Source organism: Nonomuraea sp. NPDC050536 (assembly GCF_044457685.1).
Lineage (GTDB): Bacteria > Actinomycetota > Actinomycetes > Streptosporangiales > Streptosporangiaceae > Nonomuraea.
Map to the genome: position 1 here is coordinate 187,277 of NZ_JBITHD010000012.1, position 19,762 is coordinate 207,038.

Annotated in this window: 20 protein-coding genes; 5 read left to right on the top strand and 15 right to left on the bottom strand. The window is 72.7% G+C overall.

What is annotated here, in order from left to right; genetic code table 11:
• Positions 1-6 precede the first annotated feature (6 nt).
• On the top strand, positions 7-240 hold the full coding sequence (locus ACIBHX_RS30875) for a hypothetical protein (protein ID WP_397070835.1): 234 nt from the start codon (positions 7-9) through the stop codon (positions 238-240).
• A 2-nt stretch (positions 241-242) separates the two neighbouring features.
• Here the strand turns inward: ACIBHX_RS30875 and ACIBHX_RS30880 are convergent, their stop codons facing one another.
• The 8 genes from ACIBHX_RS30880 to ACIBHX_RS30915 are packed head-to-tail and all read right to left on the bottom strand — an operon-like array spanning position 243 to position 7,182.
• Positions 243-1,091 (bottom strand): hypothetical protein, encoded by an 849-nt coding sequence (locus ACIBHX_RS30880; protein WP_397070836.1) that lies wholly within the window; start codon positions 1,089-1,091, stop codon positions 243-245.
• Entirely contained in the window at positions 1,088-1,543 is a 456-nt protein-coding gene (locus ACIBHX_RS30885) for a DMT family transporter (protein ID WP_397070837.1), read from the bottom strand. Before ACIBHX_RS30885 ends, ACIBHX_RS30880 begins: the two co-directional genes overlap by 4 nt.
• Positions 1,537-2,538: a hypothetical protein gene (locus tag ACIBHX_RS30890; protein WP_397070838.1), complete on the bottom strand. Its 1,002-nt coding sequence runs from the start codon at positions 2,536-2,538 to the stop codon at positions 1,537-1,539. The genes ACIBHX_RS30885 and ACIBHX_RS30890 overlap by 7 nt, the downstream gene beginning before the upstream one ends.
• Positions 2,539-2,545: 7 nt before the next feature.
• Entirely contained in the window at positions 2,546-3,061 is a 516-nt protein-coding gene (locus ACIBHX_RS30895) for a chorismate pyruvate-lyase family protein (protein ID WP_397070839.1), read from the bottom strand.
• Positions 3,062-3,090: 29 nt separating this feature from the next.
• On the bottom strand, positions 3,091-4,137 hold the full coding sequence (locus ACIBHX_RS30900; protein WP_397070840.1) for an alpha-hydroxy acid oxidase: 1,047 nt from the start codon (positions 4,135-4,137) through the stop codon (positions 3,091-3,093).
• 1 nt (position 4,138) lies between these two features.
• Positions 4,139-4,348, bottom strand: a complete 210-nt coding sequence (locus ACIBHX_RS30905; protein WP_397070841.1) for a hypothetical protein — start codon at positions 4,346-4,348, stop codon at positions 4,139-4,141.
• Between the two features lie 15 nt (positions 4,349-4,363).
• Positions 4,364-6,250 carry an MFS transporter gene (locus ACIBHX_RS30910; RefSeq protein WP_397070842.1) on the bottom strand — a complete coding sequence of 629 codons (1,887 nt, stop codon included), beginning with the start codon at positions 6,248-6,250 and terminating at the stop codon, positions 4,364-4,366.
• A 5-nt stretch (positions 6,251-6,255) separates the two neighbouring features.
• A complete protein-coding gene (locus ACIBHX_RS30915) occupies positions 6,256-7,182 on the bottom strand; it encodes a hypothetical protein (protein ID WP_397070843.1) in 927 nt (308 codons plus the stop codon).
• 210 nt (positions 7,183-7,392) lie between these two features.
• Here ACIBHX_RS30915 and ACIBHX_RS30920 point away from each other — a divergent pair, with 210 nt between their 5' ends.
• Positions 7,393-8,307: a hypothetical protein gene (locus ACIBHX_RS30920; RefSeq protein ID WP_397070844.1), complete on the top strand. Its 915-nt coding sequence runs from the start codon at positions 7,393-7,395 to the stop codon at positions 8,305-8,307.
• Here ACIBHX_RS30920 and ACIBHX_RS30925 read toward each other — a convergent pair.
• The gene (locus tag ACIBHX_RS30925) at positions 8,304-10,430 is read right to left on the bottom strand and encodes an ATP-binding protein (RefSeq protein ID WP_397070845.1); all 2,127 of its coding nucleotides are present in this window, start codon (positions 10,428-10,430) and stop codon (positions 8,304-8,306) included. The genes ACIBHX_RS30920 and ACIBHX_RS30925 overlap by 4 nt on opposite strands.
• Positions 10,431-10,715: 285 nt before the next feature.
• On the opposite strand from ACIBHX_RS30925, the gene ACIBHX_RS30930 reads away from it, so the two are divergent.
• Together ACIBHX_RS30930 and ACIBHX_RS30935 are read left to right on the top strand one after the other, a co-directional pair.
• Positions 10,716-11,180, top strand: a complete 465-nt coding sequence (locus ACIBHX_RS30930; RefSeq protein WP_397070846.1) for a hypothetical protein — start codon at positions 10,716-10,718, stop codon at positions 11,178-11,180.
• A gap of 361 nt (positions 11,181-11,541) precedes the next feature.
• Positions 11,542-12,423, top strand: coding sequence for a helix-turn-helix domain-containing protein (locus tag ACIBHX_RS30935; protein WP_397070847.1), 882 nt, complete (start codon positions 11,542-11,544; stop codon positions 12,421-12,423).
• On the opposite strand, the gene ACIBHX_RS30940 is transcribed toward ACIBHX_RS30935, so the two are convergent.
• Genes ACIBHX_RS30940 through ACIBHX_RS30955 form a run of 4 tightly spaced genes read right to left on the bottom strand, consistent with a single transcriptional unit; the run spans position 12,404 to position 15,761 of the window.
• On the bottom strand, positions 12,404-13,552 hold the full coding sequence (locus ACIBHX_RS30940) for an NAD(P)/FAD-dependent oxidoreductase (RefSeq protein ID WP_397070848.1): 1,149 nt from the start codon (positions 13,550-13,552) through the stop codon (positions 12,404-12,406). The two genes, ACIBHX_RS30935 and ACIBHX_RS30940, sit on opposite strands and share 20 nt — an antisense overlap.
• On the bottom strand, positions 13,552-13,746 hold the full coding sequence (locus tag ACIBHX_RS30945) for a ferredoxin (protein ID WP_397070849.1): 195 nt from the start codon (positions 13,744-13,746) through the stop codon (positions 13,552-13,554). The genes ACIBHX_RS30940 and ACIBHX_RS30945 overlap by 1 nt, the downstream gene beginning before the upstream one ends.
• An 8-nt stretch (positions 13,747-13,754) precedes the next feature.
• Positions 13,755-14,573: an oxidoreductase gene (locus ACIBHX_RS30950; protein ID WP_397070850.1), complete on the bottom strand. Its 819-nt coding sequence runs from the start codon at positions 14,571-14,573 to the stop codon at positions 13,755-13,757.
• A gap of 3 nt (positions 14,574-14,576) precedes the next feature.
• A complete protein-coding gene (locus ACIBHX_RS30955) occupies positions 14,577-15,761 on the bottom strand; it encodes a cytochrome P450 (RefSeq protein WP_397070851.1) in 1,185 nt (394 codons plus the stop codon).
• A gap of 115 nt (positions 15,762-15,876) precedes the next feature.
• Here ACIBHX_RS30955 and ACIBHX_RS30960 point away from each other — a divergent pair, with 115 nt between their 5' ends.
• Positions 15,877-16,581 (top strand): helix-turn-helix domain-containing protein, encoded by a 705-nt coding sequence (locus ACIBHX_RS30960; RefSeq protein ID WP_397070852.1) that lies wholly within the window; start codon positions 15,877-15,879, stop codon positions 16,579-16,581.
• Positions 16,582-16,632: 51 nt separating this feature from the next.
• On the opposite strand, the gene ACIBHX_RS30965 is transcribed toward ACIBHX_RS30960, so the two are convergent.
• Both ACIBHX_RS30965 and ACIBHX_RS30970 read right to left on the bottom strand, forming a co-directional pair.
• Entirely contained in the window at positions 16,633-18,966 is a 2,334-nt protein-coding gene (locus tag ACIBHX_RS30965; protein ID WP_397070995.1) for an FtsX-like permease family protein, read from the bottom strand.
• Positions 18,966-19,697, bottom strand: coding sequence for an ABC transporter ATP-binding protein (locus tag ACIBHX_RS30970; protein ID WP_397070853.1), 732 nt, complete (start codon positions 19,695-19,697; stop codon positions 18,966-18,968). The genes ACIBHX_RS30965 and ACIBHX_RS30970 overlap by 1 nt, the downstream gene beginning before the upstream one ends.
• Positions 19,698-19,762 lie beyond the last annotated feature (65 nt).

Genomic DNA, 19,762 nt, shown 5'->3' on the forward strand with positions numbered 1-19,762 from the left:
CATCGGGTGGCGGACGATCGGGAACGAAAGGACGGCTACCAGCCCCGGCACGGCCGTGACATCCCGCCGGACGAGGGGTCTCCGGAGCCGGACGACGAGCCCACGCTGCGGCTGCCCGCCGTACCTGATGCCGTGCCGTATCTGGAGCAGCAGATGGCGGCGCTGCGCAAGGTCGCGCAGGCGGCCAGGCAGAGCGCCGACGTGCTGGGCGAGAAGCTCGACGAGACGCACGACCACTGACCTCACCGCCTCCCCCGTCGCAGCGCACGGAAGGCCTCCGCCGCGTGCCCGTCCGTCTGCTCGTACGGCCGGCGTCGCGCCGGCCCGTCAGCGCCGGTCAACGCCAGCCGCGGCTCGCGATCGGTCACCGCGGCACGGCTCGGCCTCCCGCCAGGCAGGGCGGCAGGCACTGAAGGGAGGGCGGCCCTGCGCCCGGTGAGGGTGGCGATCGCCTGCTCGGTGCAGTCGGCGGCGACGTCGATGCCGTCGGCGAGTTCGACCAGGCGCCGATGGACGAGGACCACCAGCGCGCGCGGCAGCAGGATCATGCTTTCCGCGGGCGCGAGCCCCCGGGGCACGCCCAGGCTGAGCACGGCCGAGCACGCCGCGAGCACCAGGCCGGGAGCCAGCAGCACCCGCCAGCCCACCGCGGGCACCAGCCCGGCGGCCAGGGTGTGCGCCAGCAGCGCCCCGGCCAGCGCGGCCCCGCTGTTGGCGCGTAACGCGGCGCCACGCCGCGGCCCGTGCGCCAGCAGCAGCCCGAGCGCGAAGGTCAGCATCAGCGCGCAGCAGCACCCCTGCACCGCCCGCGCCACCAGGAGCAGCGGCCAGGAGTCGGTGAACATCACCAGGCCGCAGCCGGCCGCGAACCCGGCCTGCGCGGCCGCGGTGAGCACCGGCCATGACGCCACCCTGGCCAGCTGGCGGCACAGCAGCATGGCCGCCGCCCATGACCCGACGTAGGCCAGGCTGGCCCACGGCAGATCCTGGGTTCGCAGCATGGGCAGCGCCGAGGTGAAACCGATCAGGTCCGACAGCGCGGCGCCCTGAGCCATCAGGCTCACGCCCAGCGCCGGCCCAGGACCGCTCATGCGACCCGCCGAACCCGCGCGGGATCGAGCCTGGCCAGCTCGTCCAGCGCCGTGTCGAGCCCGGACAGCGCCTCGACCAGCCGGTACGTGGACGAGTGCGGATGTCGCAGCGCGGCGGGCTGCGTGCCGGGCGCGAGGTTGAGCAGCGCCACGCCCACGATGATCAGCGCGATCCCGATCATCTTCGCCGGGTGGAGCGACTCGCCGAATCCGAGGGCCCCGATGATCGCGATCGCCGTGGTCCCGACGCCCGACCAGACCGCGTACGCCACCGACGCCTCCATCTGCAGGCGCAGCGCCCCGTCCATCAGCAGATAGGAGACGATCACCCCCGCCAGCGCCGTCACCGTCCACCCCAGGTGGGAGTCGCTGCTCGCGGCGGCCTTGAGCGCGGTCGTGGAGGCCACCTCGACCGCGATCGCGGCGCACATCAGCAGCCAGGCCGTCACCATGGCTTCGACCCCACCAGGACGTGCCGCGCGTGGTCGATCCAGCGCGCGCACTGCTCCGCGTCGCCGCCGATGACGATCACCTCCGCCTCGCCGTCGTGCCAGATCACCGAGTCCACCCAGGCCATGCCGCGCAGCCGATCCCGGGATTCCGGCCGATCCGGCGCCGGGACCCAGGCCCGGCGGGCCATCGTGCACCTGGTGGAGGCCAGCTCCCGCGGCCCGCGCACCCCGTAGGCGAGCCAGGCGGCCTCGCGGACCAGGTCGAGCCCGGTGGCCAGGCGTACCGTCCGGCCCAGGTCGTCGCCGAGGCCGGGGCTCGCGCCGGTGATCGCATGGGACAGGTCGAGGTGCAGCCGGGTGATGCCGCTCTGGACGCCGAGCGCGCGCATGGCCTCCGCCGCCAGTTCGCGCACCGCCGGGTCGGCCAGCGCGGGATCCTCCACGTCCACCAGCTCGTCGGCCCGCGACCCCGGATGCGGCAGGAGCCGGGTGACGGCCGCGACGACCGTGTGATGCGGGGGCGCGGTCACGCACCAGGCGACCAGCTCGGCGGGTTCGCCGGGCGCGATCGGCAACCCGGCGTTCCCCAGCCGGTCGAAGGTGCGGATCGGATGGGTGACCACGTCGGCCGCGGCCATGCCGTACCCGGGCAGGCCCAGCTCGCTGGCCAGGCGGGTGCCGACCGCGCAGAGCCGGGACTCCAGCGTCAGCACGGCGCGTACCGGCGGCAGGAACTCGCAGGTGGCCAGTGCCGCCATGATGGCCTGACGGGTCATCGCCTCCGGCCTGATCTGCCGGTGGACGACGGTACGGCCGGCGGGCTCGGCGCCGGCCAGCAGCAGCGGCCAGCGTTCCGCCAGCTCGGCCACGGCTGCCTGCTGGTGCGGGGTGAGCGTGCGGCCCGCCGTACCGATCAGCACGAGCAGGCCGCCCGGCGTGGACGTGGTGCGGCGGCTGCGGCCCCAGGCGGCCGGTGATGCGGCGGTCGGATACATGGGAGCCTCACAGCGCCAGGGGTTCGACGGGCCGCACGTCCACCGGGGCGACCTCGGGGTGGAACGTCTCGCGGATGTAGAGCGCGGGCCTGCCGGAGACCGTGATCAGGTAGTCGCGCCAGCAGCTGGACAGATGGCCGTACCCCGGCCAGTACCAGGAGGTGGTGCCCGCGGCGAGCTGGTCGCGGTGCTGTTCCAGCCGGTTCGCGCGCAGCACCAGGCCGAGCGGCCGGTCCTGGGCGGCGAGCGCGAGCTGGGCGGCGGGGTGCAGCGGGTTGCCGACCACCTTGTTGGAGGTGACGACCCAGCCGGAGCGGGTGACGAGCTGCGAGCGCCGCAGCACGACGGGGTCGGCGGGTTCGACCTGCAGCCGCGCCCGCAGGTGCCGGGGCAGCACGGCGTGTGCCTCCCTGAGCGTCTGCAGCGTGGTGCGCAACGACAGCGGCTCACGCAGCAGCTCTTCAAGCAGGCGGGTCGTGGACCCGTCGTGCGACAAGATCATGCGCGTGATGGGGTGTTCCATGATCGGCCGATCCTTCCTGGTTACTGCGGTCACCCCGGAGCACCGTTGGCCGGGGTGATGAGGCTGCGGTCGACGGCGGCGAGCGTCGGGCGGCCGCACTGGCCCATCGCGTCGTGCAGCTCGTCGGCGAGGATGCCCAGCACCTGCTCCACCCCCTGGCGGCCCGCGTACGCCAGCCCGCACAGGACCGGCCGGCCGACCAGCACCGCCCGCGCCCCGAGAGCCAGCGCGACGAGCACGTCGCGGCCGGTGCGGACGCCGCCGTCCATCAGCACCGGGATCCGGCCGGCCACCGCCTCGACCACCTCGGGCAGGGCGTCCAGGCTGGCCAGCGCGCCGTCGAGCTGGCGGCCGCCGTGGTTGGAGACGACGACCGCGGCGGCGCCCGCCTCGATCGCCTTGTCCGCGTCGCCGCCGGTGCCGATGCCCTTGCAGATGACGGGCAGGTCCGTCTGCTCGGCCAGCCAGGCCACGTCGCGCCAGGTGACGGGCACGATGTCGCCCAGGTTGCCGGGTCTGATGTGCTCAGGGATGCGGAAGCCGCTGCGCATGTCGCCGATCCGGCGTCCCGTCCATGGCGTGTCCATGGTGAGCACCAGGGCGGTGGCCCCCGCGGCCTGCGCGCGCCGCGCGACCGAGGCGGTCACCGTACGGTCGCGCAGCAGGTAGAGCTGCTGCCACAGCACGGTCTGCGGGCCGGCGACCACCTCGACGGAGTACGAGGCCAGCATGCCGAGCGTCATCGGCACGCCCGCCGCCGTCGCGGCCGCGGCGCAGGCGAGCTCGCCGTCGTGGTGACACAGCCGCATCGGCGCGAGGGGCGCGATCGCGATCGGCATCCGCCAGTGCGAGCCGAGCAGCTTCATCTCCGGGTCGATCGCGGAGACGTCGACGCCGACGGAGGGCCGCAGCCGCCATCTCGCGAACGCCGCCGCGTTGGCCCGCACGGTGTCGCCCGCTCCGCCCTGCACGAAGTCCCACACGGCGCCGTCGAGCCGGGCGCCGGCGGCGGTCTCGACGTCGGCCAGGGTCAGCGGGTGCATCCTGGTGTCCGCGGCGGGCCTGCTCGTGCGCATCTCAGCCGGCCCGCCCGAGCACTTCGTCGATCTTCGTCATGGCCTGCGCGGACACGTGCCGCATCCGCTGCAGCTGGTAGACGGTACGGGCCGAGGCCGCGGGGATCCGCGGCAGCGGGCTGGTCAGCACCTCGTTCGGGTCGTTCTGCGCCTCTGCCGCGCCGTATGGGCGCCGATGCGCCGGCCTGCGCGAGACAGCCTGGTCGGGCATGCTCGTTCTCCTTTGCTACGAACGCTCGAAGAGATCGCGGTTCGCCCACCCCTCGGGCAGGCGCGGCCGCGGCAGATCCACCTGCAGCCGGGTCAGCTCCAGCTCGGCCCCGTCGTGCACCTGGGCGAAGGCCTCGCGCAGCTCCACCAGCAGCCGCCGCAACACCACCACCTCCTGCTCCGCCGACAGGTCCGATGCGCCGCGGGCCGACTCGACTGCTCTGCCGGGAGTACGGCGGGCCGGCTCGACCGCCTTGCCGGGAGTACGGCGGCCCGACTCGACCGCCTTGCCGGGAGTACGGCGAGGCGTCCCTGTCCGTCCGGGCGGCTCGACCGGCGTCCGGCGTGGCGCCGCCGTACTCATCGGCGTGCGGTGGGGGCGACCGCGGATGAGTACGGCGGCGCAGATCAGGGCGGCGACCGCCAGCAGCCCGGCGGCGACCGTGGCGAAGGAGGGCGCGGGGCCGATCGGCAGCGGACGCTCCATCGCGGCGGAGGCCGCGGCCACACCGAGCGCGCCGCCCAGCATGCGGGCGGTCGTCACCGCCCCCACCGCGGCGCCGTACTGCGCGGGCTCGGCGGCCAGCGTGCCCATCATCGACGTCGAGGCGGCCAGCGCTCCGAGCCCCAGGCCCATCACCGTCGCCGCCAGCACGCTGCGCGCCCCCGGCACGCTCTCGCCGAGCATCAGCAGCGCGGCCACGCCCACCGTCACCCCGCTGAGCAGGATGACCGGTGCGGGCCCGCGCCTGCGGGCGAGCATCGCCGACAGCGGCGCGGCGACGATCACGGCCAGCGACATCGGCGCGAGCCCGAGCCCGGCCTGGCGGGCGTCCATGCCGTGCGCGCGCAGGTACATCGGGGCGACCATGAGCACGGTGAAGCTCTCGATCCCGTAGAGCAGCGTCGTCAGCCACCCGAACCCGAACCCGGGCCGGCGCCACAACCGCAGATCGATCGCTCCAACGCCACCGTGCCGGACCGACGTGGCCACCGCCCCGCCGAGCGCGACCACTGCGAACCCGGCCAGCCCGAGCGTCCTGGGCGACGTCCACCCCCACCGGCCACCCAGCGAGAGCACCAGCACGGCCCCGCCGATCGCGGCCACCAGCAGCAACGCCCCCGCCAGATCCGGCCCCTCCCTGAGCGCACGGGAGCGCGGCAGCGGCAGGTCGGCGCGTGGGTTGCGGGAGCGTGGGACTTCGGCGGTCAGGAGGAGGACGGCCAGGGCGCCCACCGCGCAGGGGACGTAGACCGCCCGCCAGCCGGCGGCCGCCAGGATCGTGCCGCCGCCCGCCTGGGCCAGGACGGCGCCGATGCCGGAGGCGGCGCTCCACCAGGCCAGGGCGCCGGTGCGGCGGCCGGGAGGCAGCTCGGCCAGCAGCAGGGCCAGCGAGGCGGGCACCATCATGGCCGAGCCGACGCTCTGCGTGAGCCGCCCGGCCAGCAGCACGGGGAACGTCGGCGCCGCGATCACCGCGCACGCGCCGAGCCCGAAGGCCGCCATGCCGAGCGCGAGCACGGCTCGCCGCCCGACCAGGTCCGCGAGCCGCCCGGCCGTCGCCAGCAGGGCCGCGATGGTGGCGAAGGAGATCGTGCTCATCCAGCTCAGCTGGGTCACCGGCAGCGCGCTGCCGATCCTGTCGTCGGCCAGCGCGGGCACGACCAGCGTGGTGGCGGTGCTGTCGGCCATCCACAGCGCCATGGTCGCCGCGGCCACCACCTTCACCAGCCCCGGCCGTCCGGGATTGCGATGCCGCGCCCCACCGTTACCCCGAACGGGAGCAGGAGCGGGTGGGCGGGCAGCGTGCCGTACCGAGGGCTGGGTTTGGTGGAACAGCGTGGGAGCGTCCGGGCGGAGGGCGGGCCAGGTGGTGGGCGACGGGAGGCCGGCGGCGGTCACCGCGATCACCGTCCGGGCTGCGGCAGATCCGCCGGGTCGCGATGGGCCGTTACGGCGTGGTTCGGAGTGCTGGCGGCCACCCGCCGTTCGGTCAGGTTCATCGGCCCGGCCTGCGGCGGCTCAGCGTCCGAACCGGCTCCCGTCGCCGGTCTGGTGTCCGGGCCGTGCGTGGGCCAGCCCTGGGCCTCGGCCAGCGCGCGTAACCGGGCACGTTCCAGCGAGCCGCCGGCGGCGGCGTCCTCGCAGACCGCCCGGCTGACCCGGGCCGCCAGCGCCAGGTGCTCCTGGCAGGCGTGGGCGAGCTTGCGCTCGAGCCCGGCGATCTGGGCCAGCGCCAGCTGCATGCGCTGCACCTGCGACGTCCGCTCGTAGCGGGCGATCTCGGCCAGCCAGGCCGGCCAGCGCAGGGCCCGTGCGATGAGGGCGCAGGTGCGGTCGACGACGAAGTCGCGCTCGAACTCGCTGGGTGAGGTGCACAGCCCCGCCAGCAGGTCCCCGGTGAGCGTGGCGGCCCGGTACGCGGTGGGACCGAAGCCGGTCAGCCGGCCCAGCGCGGCCTGCAGCATGCGGGCGCGATGCCGCAGTGCGGACAGGCTCCACCCGAGCACCAGCACACGGCGCGCGTCCACCTCGGTGTGCCAGCCGACCAGCGCGAGCTGGCGGGCCATCTTGTGGTGCAGCACCCAGGCGGCGCCTTCGTCCAGCGGCCTGCCGCTGCCGGGTTCCCTGGTCCAGATCTCAACGCCGCCCAGCGGCCAGTTGCCGCTGGCGACGTCCGCGCCGGCACCGGCGACGCGACGGCAGATCGCGACGATGAGCGCCTGCTGAGCGCGGGGGAAGCAGCCCTCGCAGGTGTGGTCCTGGTCGGTGTCGGGAGGGGTGATGGGCGGCGGCGCTGGGTTGAACGCCCAGTGCCTGGGGCTTGCGGTCACCGGTACCACCACCTCCAGTGCGGCGTGGGGCTCATGGGGTGGAACACGAACGCAGAGATCAGCGTGGTGGACGGCCCCACTAACTGTCAAGCCTTTGACAGTTGCCATCTAGATATTTTCTAAATAGAGAGAATGCCTGGTCAGTGGCCATTCATCTGACCGTCGTCAAATATTTGACATGCGGGACGATCATCCGCTTCAATCGCCCCTGTGATCCCCCCGCTCAGCTCGCCCTTCCCCTCGGAGATCAGCCCGCACGTCGAGGAGATCCAGGCGGCGACCATGGCCTGGGCAGCCGCGCACCGGCTGCTCGACCCGCACCACACCCGGCAGTTCCTGCGGGCCCGCTACGGCGAGCTGGCAGCCCGGGTCTACCCCTACGCCACGCGCGAGCGCCTGCAGATCGGCGCCGACCTGTGCACGTGGCTGTTCGCCGCCGATGACGTGATCTTCGAGACCTCGCGCGGGGTCGCCGACACCGCGCGGCTGATCCCCGACATGTGGCGGGTGCTGGAGGGCGGGCAGGCCCGCGAGCCGACGCCGTTCACCGAGGCGCTGGCCGACCTGCGCGAGCGGATCGATCGGTACGACCGCGGCTCGGGCGCGCTGCGCCGATGGGCCGACGCCATGATCACCTATGCGCTGTCGCAGGCGTGGGAGGCGGCCAACAGGGAGCTGACCCTGGTGCCGAGCCTGGACGACTACCGGTGCATGCGGCGCGACACCGGCGCCATGTTCACCGTGTTCGCGATCATCCCGCTGGCCACCGGGCTGCCGCTGACCGAGCGGCAGTGGACCGACCCGGACGTGCGCGCCGCCACCGTGGCGGCCGTCGACGTGGTCGTCTACGACAACGACCTGTTCTCCTACGCCAAGGAACGCCTCGGCCCGAACGCGCCCAACAACCTGGTCGCTGTGCTCGTCGCCGCCGGCCGCACGTTACGGCAGGCCATCGCGGAAACCGTGGCCATGCGGGAGGCGGCCCTGGCCCGCATGCGGGCGGCCTGCGAGCGCGACCGTGGCGGCGCCCCTGAGGTACAGGCCTACCTGCGCGGGCTCGGCTGCTGGATCAGTGGGTCGGTCGACTACTCCGCCTCCAGTTCCCGCTACGCGACGATGCTCTAGAAGGTGCTCCCCGCCAAGTCGTCGGACATGGTGCCCAGGTCGGCGCTGTCGCCTGTGGCGTAGGCGACGGCATCGGGCAGGCTCATCGTCTTGCCGCGGGCCAGCGCCGCCTGGTAGGCGTCCTCGCCGATCAGCCGGCGTATCTCGGCCGCGCACCGGTCGTGGTCGTCGCTGAAGAACGGGCTGCCCATCAACGGCAGGCCGTACTCCGTCCAGTTGACCATGGCAGCGCCCTGCAGCTGGGCCGCCGTCTCCGGTGGGAGGCCCGCGGTGATCACCATCTGCGACAGGGCCTCCAGGTCCAGGACTATGCCGAGCACGTCGCGGAAGTGGCGCTTGATGCGCAGCGAGGCCCTGATCGACTCGATCGCTTCGGTGATGCGGCCCAGCTGTCGGTAGGCCATCGCCCGCACGTACTCGGCGTAGGAGCGCAGCCACTGCTCCCCCGCCGCCTCACAGGTGGCCAGGCAGTCCTCCAGCGTCGGCAGCGCCTCGGCGGCCTGTCCCTGCATGACGTGGACGAGCGCCAGCTCCACGATGGCCGGCATCAGCACCGGCTCGAGCGTGGCCGGGTCCTGGCGCAGGCTCCTGATGGCCAGGCCCAACAGCGTGTTGGCCTTGTCCAGCTGGGCGGTCAGCACCGCGGCCGTGCCGAGCATCTTCGTGCCGATGATCACCGCGTCGCTGTCGCCGATCTCGGCGCCCTCCCTGCGGCACTCCTTGGCGCGTGCCACCGCGGCAGGGATGTCGCCCTGCGCACAGGCCAGGTACGCCTCCACCCACAGCGCCTTGCACCTGGCCGAGGAGGGCAGCTGGTTGGCGTGCAGGGCCCGCACCAGGTAGTGGCGCCCTTCGGCGGAGAACCCGCAGGCCACCCAGAGGAACCACAGCGACGTGACCAGTTCCAGGCCGAGCGCCGCCTGGTCGGGGTGGGACAGGCTGTAGTCGATGGCAGTGCGGATGTTGGCGTTCTCGGCGCGCATGCGGTGCCACCAGCGCACCTGGCCGGGTCCCCACCAGGCGTCCTCGCCGCGCTGTGCCAGGCGCAGGTAGTAGTCGCGGTGCCGGATCCGCATCGTCTCGGTGCCGCCCAGCTGCTCGAGCCAGCCCGCGCCGTACTCGCGCAGCGTGTCGAGGATGCGGTAACGGATGGTGCGGGTGTTCTGCTGCACGGTCAGGATCGACTTGTGCACCAGCCCGTCGAGCAGGTCGTCGATCTCGTCGGGCAGCAGCCCGTCGCCCCCGCAGGCCTCGCGGGCGGCCACCCCGTCGAAGTCGGCGGCGAAGACCGACAGCCTGGCCCACAGCAGCCGTTCCGCCGGCTCGCACAGCTGGTGGCTCCAGCCGATGGCCGCGCGCAGCGTGTGATGGCGCGCGCCGCCGCTGAAGGGATAGTCGGGCGGTACGGCGGGCGGCTGCGGCGCGGGCAGGATCCCGTCGGTGATGTCGTCCACGGCGCTCTGCTGGGCCAGGTGGTCGGTGGTCTGCGCGACGAGGTCCAGGATCTGGTCCACCGACAGGCCGCGTAACCGGACCGCCGCCAGCTCCAGTGCCAGCGGGATCCCTTCCAGCCTGCGGCACAGCCTGGCCACGCCGGCGGCGTTGTGCGGGCCGAGCTCGAACTGCGGCAGCACGTCCCTGGCACGGCTGACGAACAGCTCGACCGCCTCGGCCTCGCGCTCGCCGTCGCGGGTGACGCTCATCGGCGGCACGACGATCACCAGCTCGTCGGGCAGGTTCAGCGTCTCCCGGCTGGTCGCCAGGATCGTCATCCCCGGCGCGGCCTGCAGCAGCGTCGTGACGAGCTTGCGCACGGCGCCGATCATGTGCTCGCACGTGTCCAGGACCAGCAACAGGTGCTTGTCGGCGAGGAACTCGATGAGCACCTCGACATCGGGTCGCGCCGACACGTCGGCCAGCCCGAAGGCCGAGCTGATCGCGCTGCCCAGCACGTCGGGGTCGTCCAGCGCCCATAGCTCCGCCAGCCACACACCGTCCGGATAGCGGCCCTCGGCCTGCAATCGCCGGGCGGCCTGCAACGCCACGCGCGTCTTGCCGACGCCCCCGGTGCCCAAGGCGGTGACCAGCCGCGCCGACCCCACCGCGGCGGAGATGCGGGACACCAGCTCCCGCCGTCCTACGAAGCTCGTCCTCTCCGGCGGGAGGTTGCCCTCCCGGCGCCAACGAAGAGATCCCAAAGCGGCACCCTTCCTACCCGAACCTGCACGTCACGGCGATGGGCGCGGTGATCGTCCTGCCGATCACACACACCGGTGAGCTGTTCGTTCGCCGAGGAGGTGCATCCGGCGAAAGTGGTGCATTCTTATTACTCTCGATCGACGAGCGATCAGGCCCGGCCCTAGAGTGGGAGCCTCCAGGCGGGTCATCCACGGACTGAAGGGACGTTCATGGCGCTGTCGCCGCTCGCCCAGCAGGTGGCAGACACCCTGCGGGCATTGATGGAGCGGACGCTCGCGCCGAACGGCCTGCCCTGGGCGGACAAGGGAAACGGCAGCAGGCGGCTGGCCGCGGCCATCAAGGAGCACAACGGCGGCACAGGACCCAGCTACCAGACGCTGCTCAACCTGCTCGAGGGCACGATCATGACGCCCCTGCCGGGCACGCTGCTGCCGATCGCGCGTTTCTTCGGCGCCACTCTGGCCGACTTCGGCCTCGAGGAAGACCCCGACACCAAGCTGCTGCAATTGCTCGACCGCGCTCCCCATCTGCGCGCGATCGCGCTGAAATTGGCCGAACTGCCCGACGAGGTCGTCGACAGGTTCGAGCAGCAGCTTCTCCAGGTGGACCTCGCCGCTTCTGAGCTCGACGGTCCCGTGTCTCCCGCGGCGTACGAAGAAGTCTCTGACAGCTGAGTGCGGATTGTCGGGTACGGCGTGCCGTGCCATGGCCAATGAGGCAAAAGACCAGGTCAGAGCGCTTTCTACCACTTCGCCCCATACCTCCTTTGGCCTCGGACCCCCACCTGCTGTACCCATTTCCACAAGATGACCATCGTCAATGATCCGAGTCATAGTCCACCAAAGGTGGCGAGTATCGCAATAGACGCATTTCAAAGCGGTACTTTCGTTATCAGGTCAGCCCGCTGACCCATTTATTCAAGATCACGTCTTGTACCCATTTCCCGGGAATGCCTCGCCGTGGGGCGGGTCGCTCCTTACCGTGGAGCATGATCGGAGCTACGGGACAGCATCGTGGTCGAAAGGCGAGGGACCGATGCTTGAACAGCAGCCCGCGCACTTCGTGCTGGCCGCTCGGCTCGCACGATTGCGTCAACAGGTCGGGCTACCCATCAGGGCGGCGGCATCGGCGGCGGGGGTCAGCCCCACGACGATCGCCCGGATCGAGAACGGACAGGTCGTGCCCAGGCGTTCCACCGTGGAGACGCTGTTGACGCAGTACGGCGTGCTGGACCAGCGTCACCGCGACCATCTGCTCAGCCTGCTGAGCGGCGAGCGGCACGCCGGCTGGTTCGACGCGGCGGAGATCCCGGTGTGGCTGTCGACGGTGCTCGCGCTGGAGGACCAGGCCAGCCATCTGATGACCTATTCCCCCACGATCCTGCCGCCGCTGTTACAGACGCCGGCCTACGCGCGGGCGACGATGCCGGGCGCGCAGCCGGCGCAGGTCCCCGGGGGAGTCGACGTCATCCGCAGCCGGCAGCAGGCGCTGGAGCGCGAGGGCAGGCCGACGCTGTGGGCGGTGATCGATCCCAGGGCGCTGCTCGATCCGCCGCTGGCCAATCCGGCGGATCGGCTGGAGCAGATCGACTGGCTGATCGCGGCGGCCGAGCAGCCGTACATCACGATCCAGATCATGCGCCCGGCCTCCCAGTCGGAGTTCGTGCCCGACGCGCCGCGCTTCACGATCGTGCGCCTGCCGGATCCCGACAGCTCGGACCTGCTGCTCCTGCACCTGCTGCACGGCCCGAGCCTCATCGACGACCCGCTGGTGGTGGAGGACCACCAGCTGGCCCTGGCCGGCCTGTACGCCCGGGCGTTCGGGCCGAGCGAGACGGTGGAGATCCTCCAGCGGTTCCGTACCGTCATCGCCAAGTGCGACCCCTTCGAGGCGCTCGCTACGAGGCCGCAGTTGTAGGCCACAGGCGGTACTCCCGCAGGAGTTCGCGCAGTTGCCTGGGCATGTTCCAGCCGAGGAGGCCGGTGACGCGGCCGTCGCCGGTGTAGGTGGCGACGAACCTCCGGCTGGAGACGTCGCTGCGGACCACGGTGACCTCGGCGTCCGGTGACAGGTGGCCGTAGGCCTGGATCTTGGTGTCGTACTGGTCCGTCCAGAAGTACGGGACCGGGTCGAAGGGGCGGGCGGCGCCGAGCAGGTTGGCCGCGGCGGCCATCGCCTGCTCGGTGGCGTTCATCCGGTGTTCCACCCGCATGGAGGTGCCGTAGCGCGGGTTGACCCAGCGGGCCACGTCGCCGGCCGCGTAGATCCCGGGCGCCGCCTGGCAGGCGGGGTCGCAGACGATCCCGTCGTCGAGGGTGAGCCCGCTGCCGGACAGCCAGCCGGTGGCGGGCGTGGCGCCGATGGCCACCAGAACCAGGTCGGGCTCGACCAGGGTGCCGTCGGTGAGCTCGACGGCGCCGTCGCCGCGCTGCCGGGCGATCCCGGTGTTCATCCGCAGGTCCACGCCGTGCTCCCGGTGCAGTTCAGCGACCAGTTCGCCGATCCGCTCGCCGAACTGCCGCGCCATGGGCACGGGCAGCGGGTCCACCAGCGTCACCTCGACGCCCAGCGTGCGGGCGGACGCGGCGGCCTCCGCGCCGAGGAACCCCGCCCCGACCACCAGCAGGTGCTTCGCCCCGCGCAGGGCGGCACGCAGCGCCAGCGCGTCGTCCAGGGTGCGCAGCACGTGCGCGTCCGGCAGGCAGGGCAGCCGCTTCGGGGTCACGCCGGTCGCGATGATCAGCCCGTCGAAGCCGAGCCGCTCGCCGCCGCGCAGCGTGACCGTCCTGGCCGCGACGTCCAGGGCGGTCGCGGCCGTCCCCAGCCGGAGGTCGAGATCGAGCTCCCCGTGGCGCAGCGCGACGCGGTCGGGCTCCCACACGCCGGCCAGGATCTGCTTCGACAGCGGCGGCCGGTCGTAGGGCGGGCGTGCCTCCTCCCCGATCAGCGTGATGTGCCCGTCGTGCCCCTGTCTGCGGAGGGTCTCGGCGGCGGTCAGTCCCGCCGCCGAGGCGCCCACGATCACGACGTGATCCGGACGGCCCATCACTCCTCCACGCTGATCGCCCGGGTGGGGCACAGCAGCGCGGCCTGCCGTACGGCGTCGAAGTCCGCAGCGGGCGGGGTGGGGCGCAGGAGCAGCACCAGGCCGTCCTCGTCCCGCTGGTCGAAGACATCGGCGGCGGCCAGGACGCACTGGCCCGCGCCGGTGCACAGCTCGGTGTCGACTGAGACACGCATGGTTCCCCCTACTTGATGGCGCTGGTGGCGAGGCGGTCGAAGGCCCGGTCGGGCAGGTACCTGTCCAGGAACAGCAGCAGCCTGGCCAGGTAGCCGACCGCGTAGCGGGCCTTGGGTCTGGGCGAGTCGACAGCCTGCCTGATCGCCCGGGCGACGACGACGGGATCGGAGGCCTTGCTGCCGCCTCCCAGCTCGGTCTCGGCTCGCTTGGCCATCGCCTCGGCCATCCGGGCGTAGGCGCCGTGTCCGGAGATGTCGCGCAGCTCCTGGGCCGTGCCGTTCTCGAACTCGGTCTTGATGATGCCGGGCTGGACGATCACGACGCGGATGCCGAACGGCCCGAGCTCCTGCCGCAGCGAGTCGGAGTAGGCCTCGAGCGCGTGCTTGGAGGAGTAGTACCAGGCGCCGAGCGGCAACGCGATCTCGCCGCCGATGGAGGAGACGTTGACGATCGTGCCGGACCTCTGCTCGCGCATGTACGGCAGGCAGAGCTGGATCAGCCGTGCCGGGGCGAACACGTTGACCTCGAACTGGTCGCGGGCCTGATCCAGCGGCACGTCCTCGATCGCGCCATGGAGCCCGATTCCGGCGTTGTTGACCAGGACGTCGATCCTGCCCTGCTCGTCGACGACGGTGCGGATGGCGCGTTCGAGGTCGCCGTCCTTGCGGGCGTCCATCTCCATGACGTGGCCGCCGGCGGCGCGCAGGCGCTCCATCTTGGGCACGCGGCGCGCCGCGCCGTACACGGTGTGGCCGGCCCGCCGCAGTTCGAGCGCGGCGGCCAGGCCGATGCCGGAGGACGCGCCGGTGACGAGGCAGACCTTCATGGGTCACACCTCCCAGGCGACGGGCAGCGCGTGCACGCCGTAGATGATCATGTCGGTGCGCATGGCGATGTCCTGCGGCGGAACCGCGAGGCGCAGCGTGGGGAAGCGGGTGACCAGCGCGGGCAGCGCGACCTGCAGCTCCACGCGGGCCAGCTGCTGGCCCAGGCACTGGTGGACGCCGTGGCCGAAGGCGACGTGCCCGCCGGTGGCGCGCAGCAGGTCGAGCGTGTCGGGGTCGGCGAAGTGCGCCGGGTCGCGGTTGGCCGCGGGGACCGAGACCGTGATCGACTCGCCCGCCTTGATCGTCTGGCCGTCCAGCTCGACGTCCTCGAGCGCGGTGCGCACGGTCATCGGGATGACGCTCAGGTAGCGCAGCAGCTCCTCGACCGCGTGGTCGGCCATGCCGGGGTCCGAGCGCAGCAGCGCGAGCTGGTCGGGGTGGGTCAGCAGGGCGTAGGTGCCGAGCGCGAGCATGTTGGCCGTGGTGTCCAGCCCGGCGCCCAGCAGCACGAAGCCGATGTTGACCAGTTCCTCGTCGGTGAGGTCGGTGGCCATCAGCCCGCTGAGCAGGTCGTCGTCAGGCTTGGCCCGCTTGGCGGGCACCAGCTCGGCGATGAATCCCTGCACCGCCGTGTAGGCGGCGATCATCTCCTCCTGCGCGGTCCCGAGGCGGAACAGCTTCAGCGCGTCGGCCTGGAAGCGCGCCCTGTCGGCGTACGGCACGCCGAGCAGCTCGCAGATGACCTGGGCGGGAATCGGCTGTGCCAGCTCGGCGACCAGGTCGGCGGGCGAGCCGTGGCGCGCCATGGCGTCCAGGTGCTCGGTCGTGATCGCCTGGATGTGCTCGGCCAGCTGCCGCATCCGGCGGACGGTGAACTGGCCGGTGAGCAGGCGGCGGTAGCGCGTGTGCTCGGGTGCGTCCATCGCGGTGAAGATGCCCGGAGGGGCCGGGCGGTCGCTGCCGGGGACGCCGGGGATGGGCAGGTGCTTGATCTCGGGCCGGACGCTGAAGCGCGGGTCGGCCAGCACCGCCCTGACCAGGGCGTGGCTCGTGGCCAGCCAGCCGATGTGGCCGTCCGGGTACCGCAGCCGGCTCAGCGGGGCCAGCTCCGCCAGGCCCGCGGGCGGATCGAACGGGCGACCCGCGGGCCGCTCGGTGGGCAGCGAAGGGATCGTGTCGTGTGCCATGTCCAGCACGCTAGGAAGGTGTTTCGCACACTGACAACGCGCGAAAGCCGCTCCCCCAGGTAGAAGCGATATCGTCGGTGCAATGACATTGAAGCTGAATGCACCAGGGGTTTGAATGCCGGGAGGTCGTCTCACCTACGAAGATCGACAGCGCATCGCCGCCGCGCTGTCGTCGGGGCTCAGCTACGCCGAGATCGCCCGCCGCCTGGGCAGGCCCAGGTCCACGATCAGCCGCGAGATCACCCGCAACGGCGGGCCCGGCCACTACCGCGCCAACCACGCACAGCAGGCGACCAGCTGGCGGGCCCGCCGTAAGCCCGGCCTGCCCCACGCCACACCGGTCAGCGCCGACACCCACGGGCGCGACCCGGAGGAGGTGCGCGCGTTCGAGGAGGGCTTCGCCGAGATGATGATCCAGACGGGCGTCCCGGCGATGATGGCCAGGATCCTCGTCTGCCTGTTCACCTGCGACAGCGGCGGGTTCACCGCAGCCGAGCTGGTCACCCGGCTGCAGGTGAGCCCGGCCTCCGTTTCCAAGGCGGTGAACTGGCTCGAGCAGCGCGGCCTGCTCAGGCGCGAGCGCGGAGACAGGCGGGAGCGCTACCTCATCGAGGACCACGTCTGGTACATGGCCTGGCAGGCCAGCCTCCGGTCGATGTCGATGTGGACGGAGTTCGCCCAGCGGGGAGCCGCCGTCCTCGGCACCGCAACCCCCGCCGGCGCCCGGCTCCACACGACGAGCCAGTTCTTCCAGCTCGTCACCCACGACATGACCCAGGCAGCCGAGCACTGGCGCCTGAGGCTGTCGACTACCAGATGACGGGCAGCCTGCGCACGCCGTAGATGCTCAGGTCCGTGCGTCCAGGGACCGCTATTCGCGGGCGCCGAGCGCGTCGGCGGGGCGGGCCCGGAGGGCGAACCTGGCCGGGATCACCGTGGCCGCCAGCGCCAGCGCCGCGACGGCGGCGATGACCGCGGCGTAGGCCTGGGGTGGCACGTAGGGCAGCGCCGACCCGGTCATCCCCCTGCCGAAGGCGCCCAGCGTCACCAGCGCGATCGCCGTCCCGATGAGCACGGCGGCGACGGTCGCCGTCACCGTCTCGGCGCACAGCATCCGCATCGCCTGGCGGCGCGTGGTGCCCACCACGCGGAGCAGCGCGAGCTCCCTGACCCTGCCCAATGTCGACATGGCCAGCGTGTTGACCACGGCGATCGCGCAGAAGGCGATGATCAGGCCCATGGCCACGAAGGCGACCGCCGCGTTGGCCGTGCCCGCCTGGGCCGCGCCCGCCTCGTCGGCCAGGGTCACGCCGGGCAGCCGCCGCAGCGCCTCCCGCTCGCCGCCGGCGACCAGGACGGTGCCCCGGGGATCGTCGACGTGGGCCGCGACGAGCCCGCGTGCCAGGGTCAGATCGCCGAAGCCGAGTCCGCGACCGTAGATGGCCACCACCCGGACCGTGGCCGGCGTGCCGTCGCCGAGCACCAGCGCGATCGGGTCGCCGAGCCCGACTCCCAGCCGGTCGGCCGCGGTACGGCTGACCGCCGCCGACGTCTCGCCGAACCCGCGCAGCGAGCCCGCCTCGACGCCGAGGTCCATCGTCTGGTCCAGGCCCTCGGGTGTGACCGCCTGCGCGCCGTACTTCTCCAGGTCGATCCTGACCGTGGTGCGCAGCACCTCGGTGACGGCGCGGACGCCCGGCAGCGCGCGCACGGCGGCGGCGGGAGAGCCCGCGCCGAGCAGGTGGTCGGCCTTGACGCCCGCGTTCACCTGCCCCTGGGCGGCGTGACCCACGGTGGTCTGCGAGAACAGGATCGTGCACGTCATCGCCGTCAACAGGCTCAGCGGCACGATCACCGAGGCCAGCCGCGCCGTCCCCGCCCGCAGGTTCCTGCCCGCCAGGTAGCCGCCCGCGCCGGGCGCCCGCAGCGGCAGCGCCGCCACCGCCCGCGCGATCGGCGGCCCGAGCAGCGCGACCGCCGTCGTCCACACCAGCGCGGTGAGCATGGTCACCGGGCTGGCCGCCGCCTCGGTCGACAGTGACGACAGCGCCACCGTCAGCACCGCGCCCCCGGCCACCGCCAGCAGCCCGGCGACCAGCCGCGCCCGCGGCAGCCGCGCCGCGGGCAGCGCCATCTCACCCAGCGCCTCCACCGGCCTGATCCGCGCGGTACGGCGGGCCGAGACGCGAGCCGACACCCACGCGGCCACCAGCGTGGCCACCACCGCGACGATCGCCGGGAACGGGCTGACCACCAGGGGTAGGTTGGCGGGCATGGCGCCCAGCGCGACGAACCTGGTCCGCAGCCAGAACGCCAGCAGGATCCCGGCGCCGGACCCGGCCAGACCGGCGACCACGCCGATGAGCAGGGCCTCGCCGCCGATGAGCTTCCTGGCCTGCCGCGGCGTGGCGCCGACGGCGCGCAGCAGGGCGATCTCGCGCCTGCGCTGCTGCGCCGAAAGGGCGAACGTGCCCACCACCACGAGGATCGCCACCAGCAGCGAGGTGCCGCCGAGCGCGCCGCCCAGGCTGATGAGCCTTGCACGGGAGCCTTCCGCCTCGGGGAACTCGGCCGTGCCGCGCTCGTCGCCGGTGTAGGCGACGGCGCCCTTGACGGTGACGTCGACGCGGGGCCAGACGCCGATCGCGGTCAGCAGGCCGTCGTGCCCGGCCAGCCGGCGGGCCTCGGCGGTGGCGAAGAAGAGCGTGTCCTGGCCGGGCAGCGCCTGCCGGGTCACACCGACCACGCGGTAGCCGGGGATCGCCTGGCCGGCATGGCGGGCGTCCACGACCACCTCACCGGCGGCCCTGGGCGGGCGGCCCGAGGCCAGTGTGAAGGGCGTGAGCGCGGCCGACTCCCAGCCGTGCGCGGTGAACCCGGCGTAGGGGAAGCTCACCTCGGTGACCACCTTGGTCACGCCGGGGACGCGCTCGACCTCCCTGGCCAGGGAGGCGGGGATCCACCGGCGCTCCGACAGCGGCTTGGCCTTCTGCTTGCCGCTGTCCTTGGTCTGCCTGACGAACTGGTCGCCCGCCACGATCACCGGGGCTCCGGCGTACCGCTCGGGCGCGACCTTGCCGCGCAGGCCGGTGTCCAGCAGCATGCCGCACGCGGTCACCAGCGCGGCGGCACAGAGCAGGGCCACGAACGCGCCGGCGAAGGCGGCCTTGCGATGCCGCAGCGTCTTCAATGCGAAGGAGATCATCACGTCCACGCCCCCAGCCGGGTCATCCGCTCGGCCACCTTCTCGGCGGTCGGGCTCGTCATCGCGTCCACGATCCGGCCATCGGCCAGGAACAGCACGGTGTCGGCGTAGGCGGCGGCCAGCGGGTCGTGGGTGACCATGACCACCGTCTGGCCCAGCGCCGAGACCACCTCGCGCAGCAGGGTCAGCACGTCGCGGGCGGTCATGGTGTCCAGCGCGCCGGTCGGCTCGTCGCCGAACACCACTTCCGGCCTGGTCACCAGCGCCCTGGCGATCGCCACCCGCTGCTGCTGGCCGCCCGACAGCTGCGCCGGGCGGTGCCCGGTGCGCCCGGCCAGGCCCACCCGGTTCACGACCTCGTCCAGCCACGCCCGGTCCACCTTGGCCCCGGCCAGCATCAGCGGCAGGGTGATGTTCTCCGTCACGGTCAACGCCGCGACCAGGTTGAAGGCCTGGAACACGAAGCCCACGCGGTGCCGCCTGAGCTCGGTCAGCGCGTTCTCTGCCAGGCCCGTCAGGTCCGTGCCACCCAGCCGTACCGCTCCCGAGCTGGGCACGTCCAGGCCCGCCGCGCAGTGCAGGAACGTGCTCTTGCCCGAGCCCGACGGGCCCATCACGGCGGTGAAGCTCCCCTTCGGGATGCCCACCGACACCTCGCGCAGGGCCGCCACCGCGCCCTGGCCCCTGCCGTACACCTTGCTCACCTGGTCCAACCGGACTGCTTCCGTCATGAGGACAAGCCTGGTGATCTGCGGTTTCCGTCACCAGAGAGCCGATCACCGACCGGCCATGACAT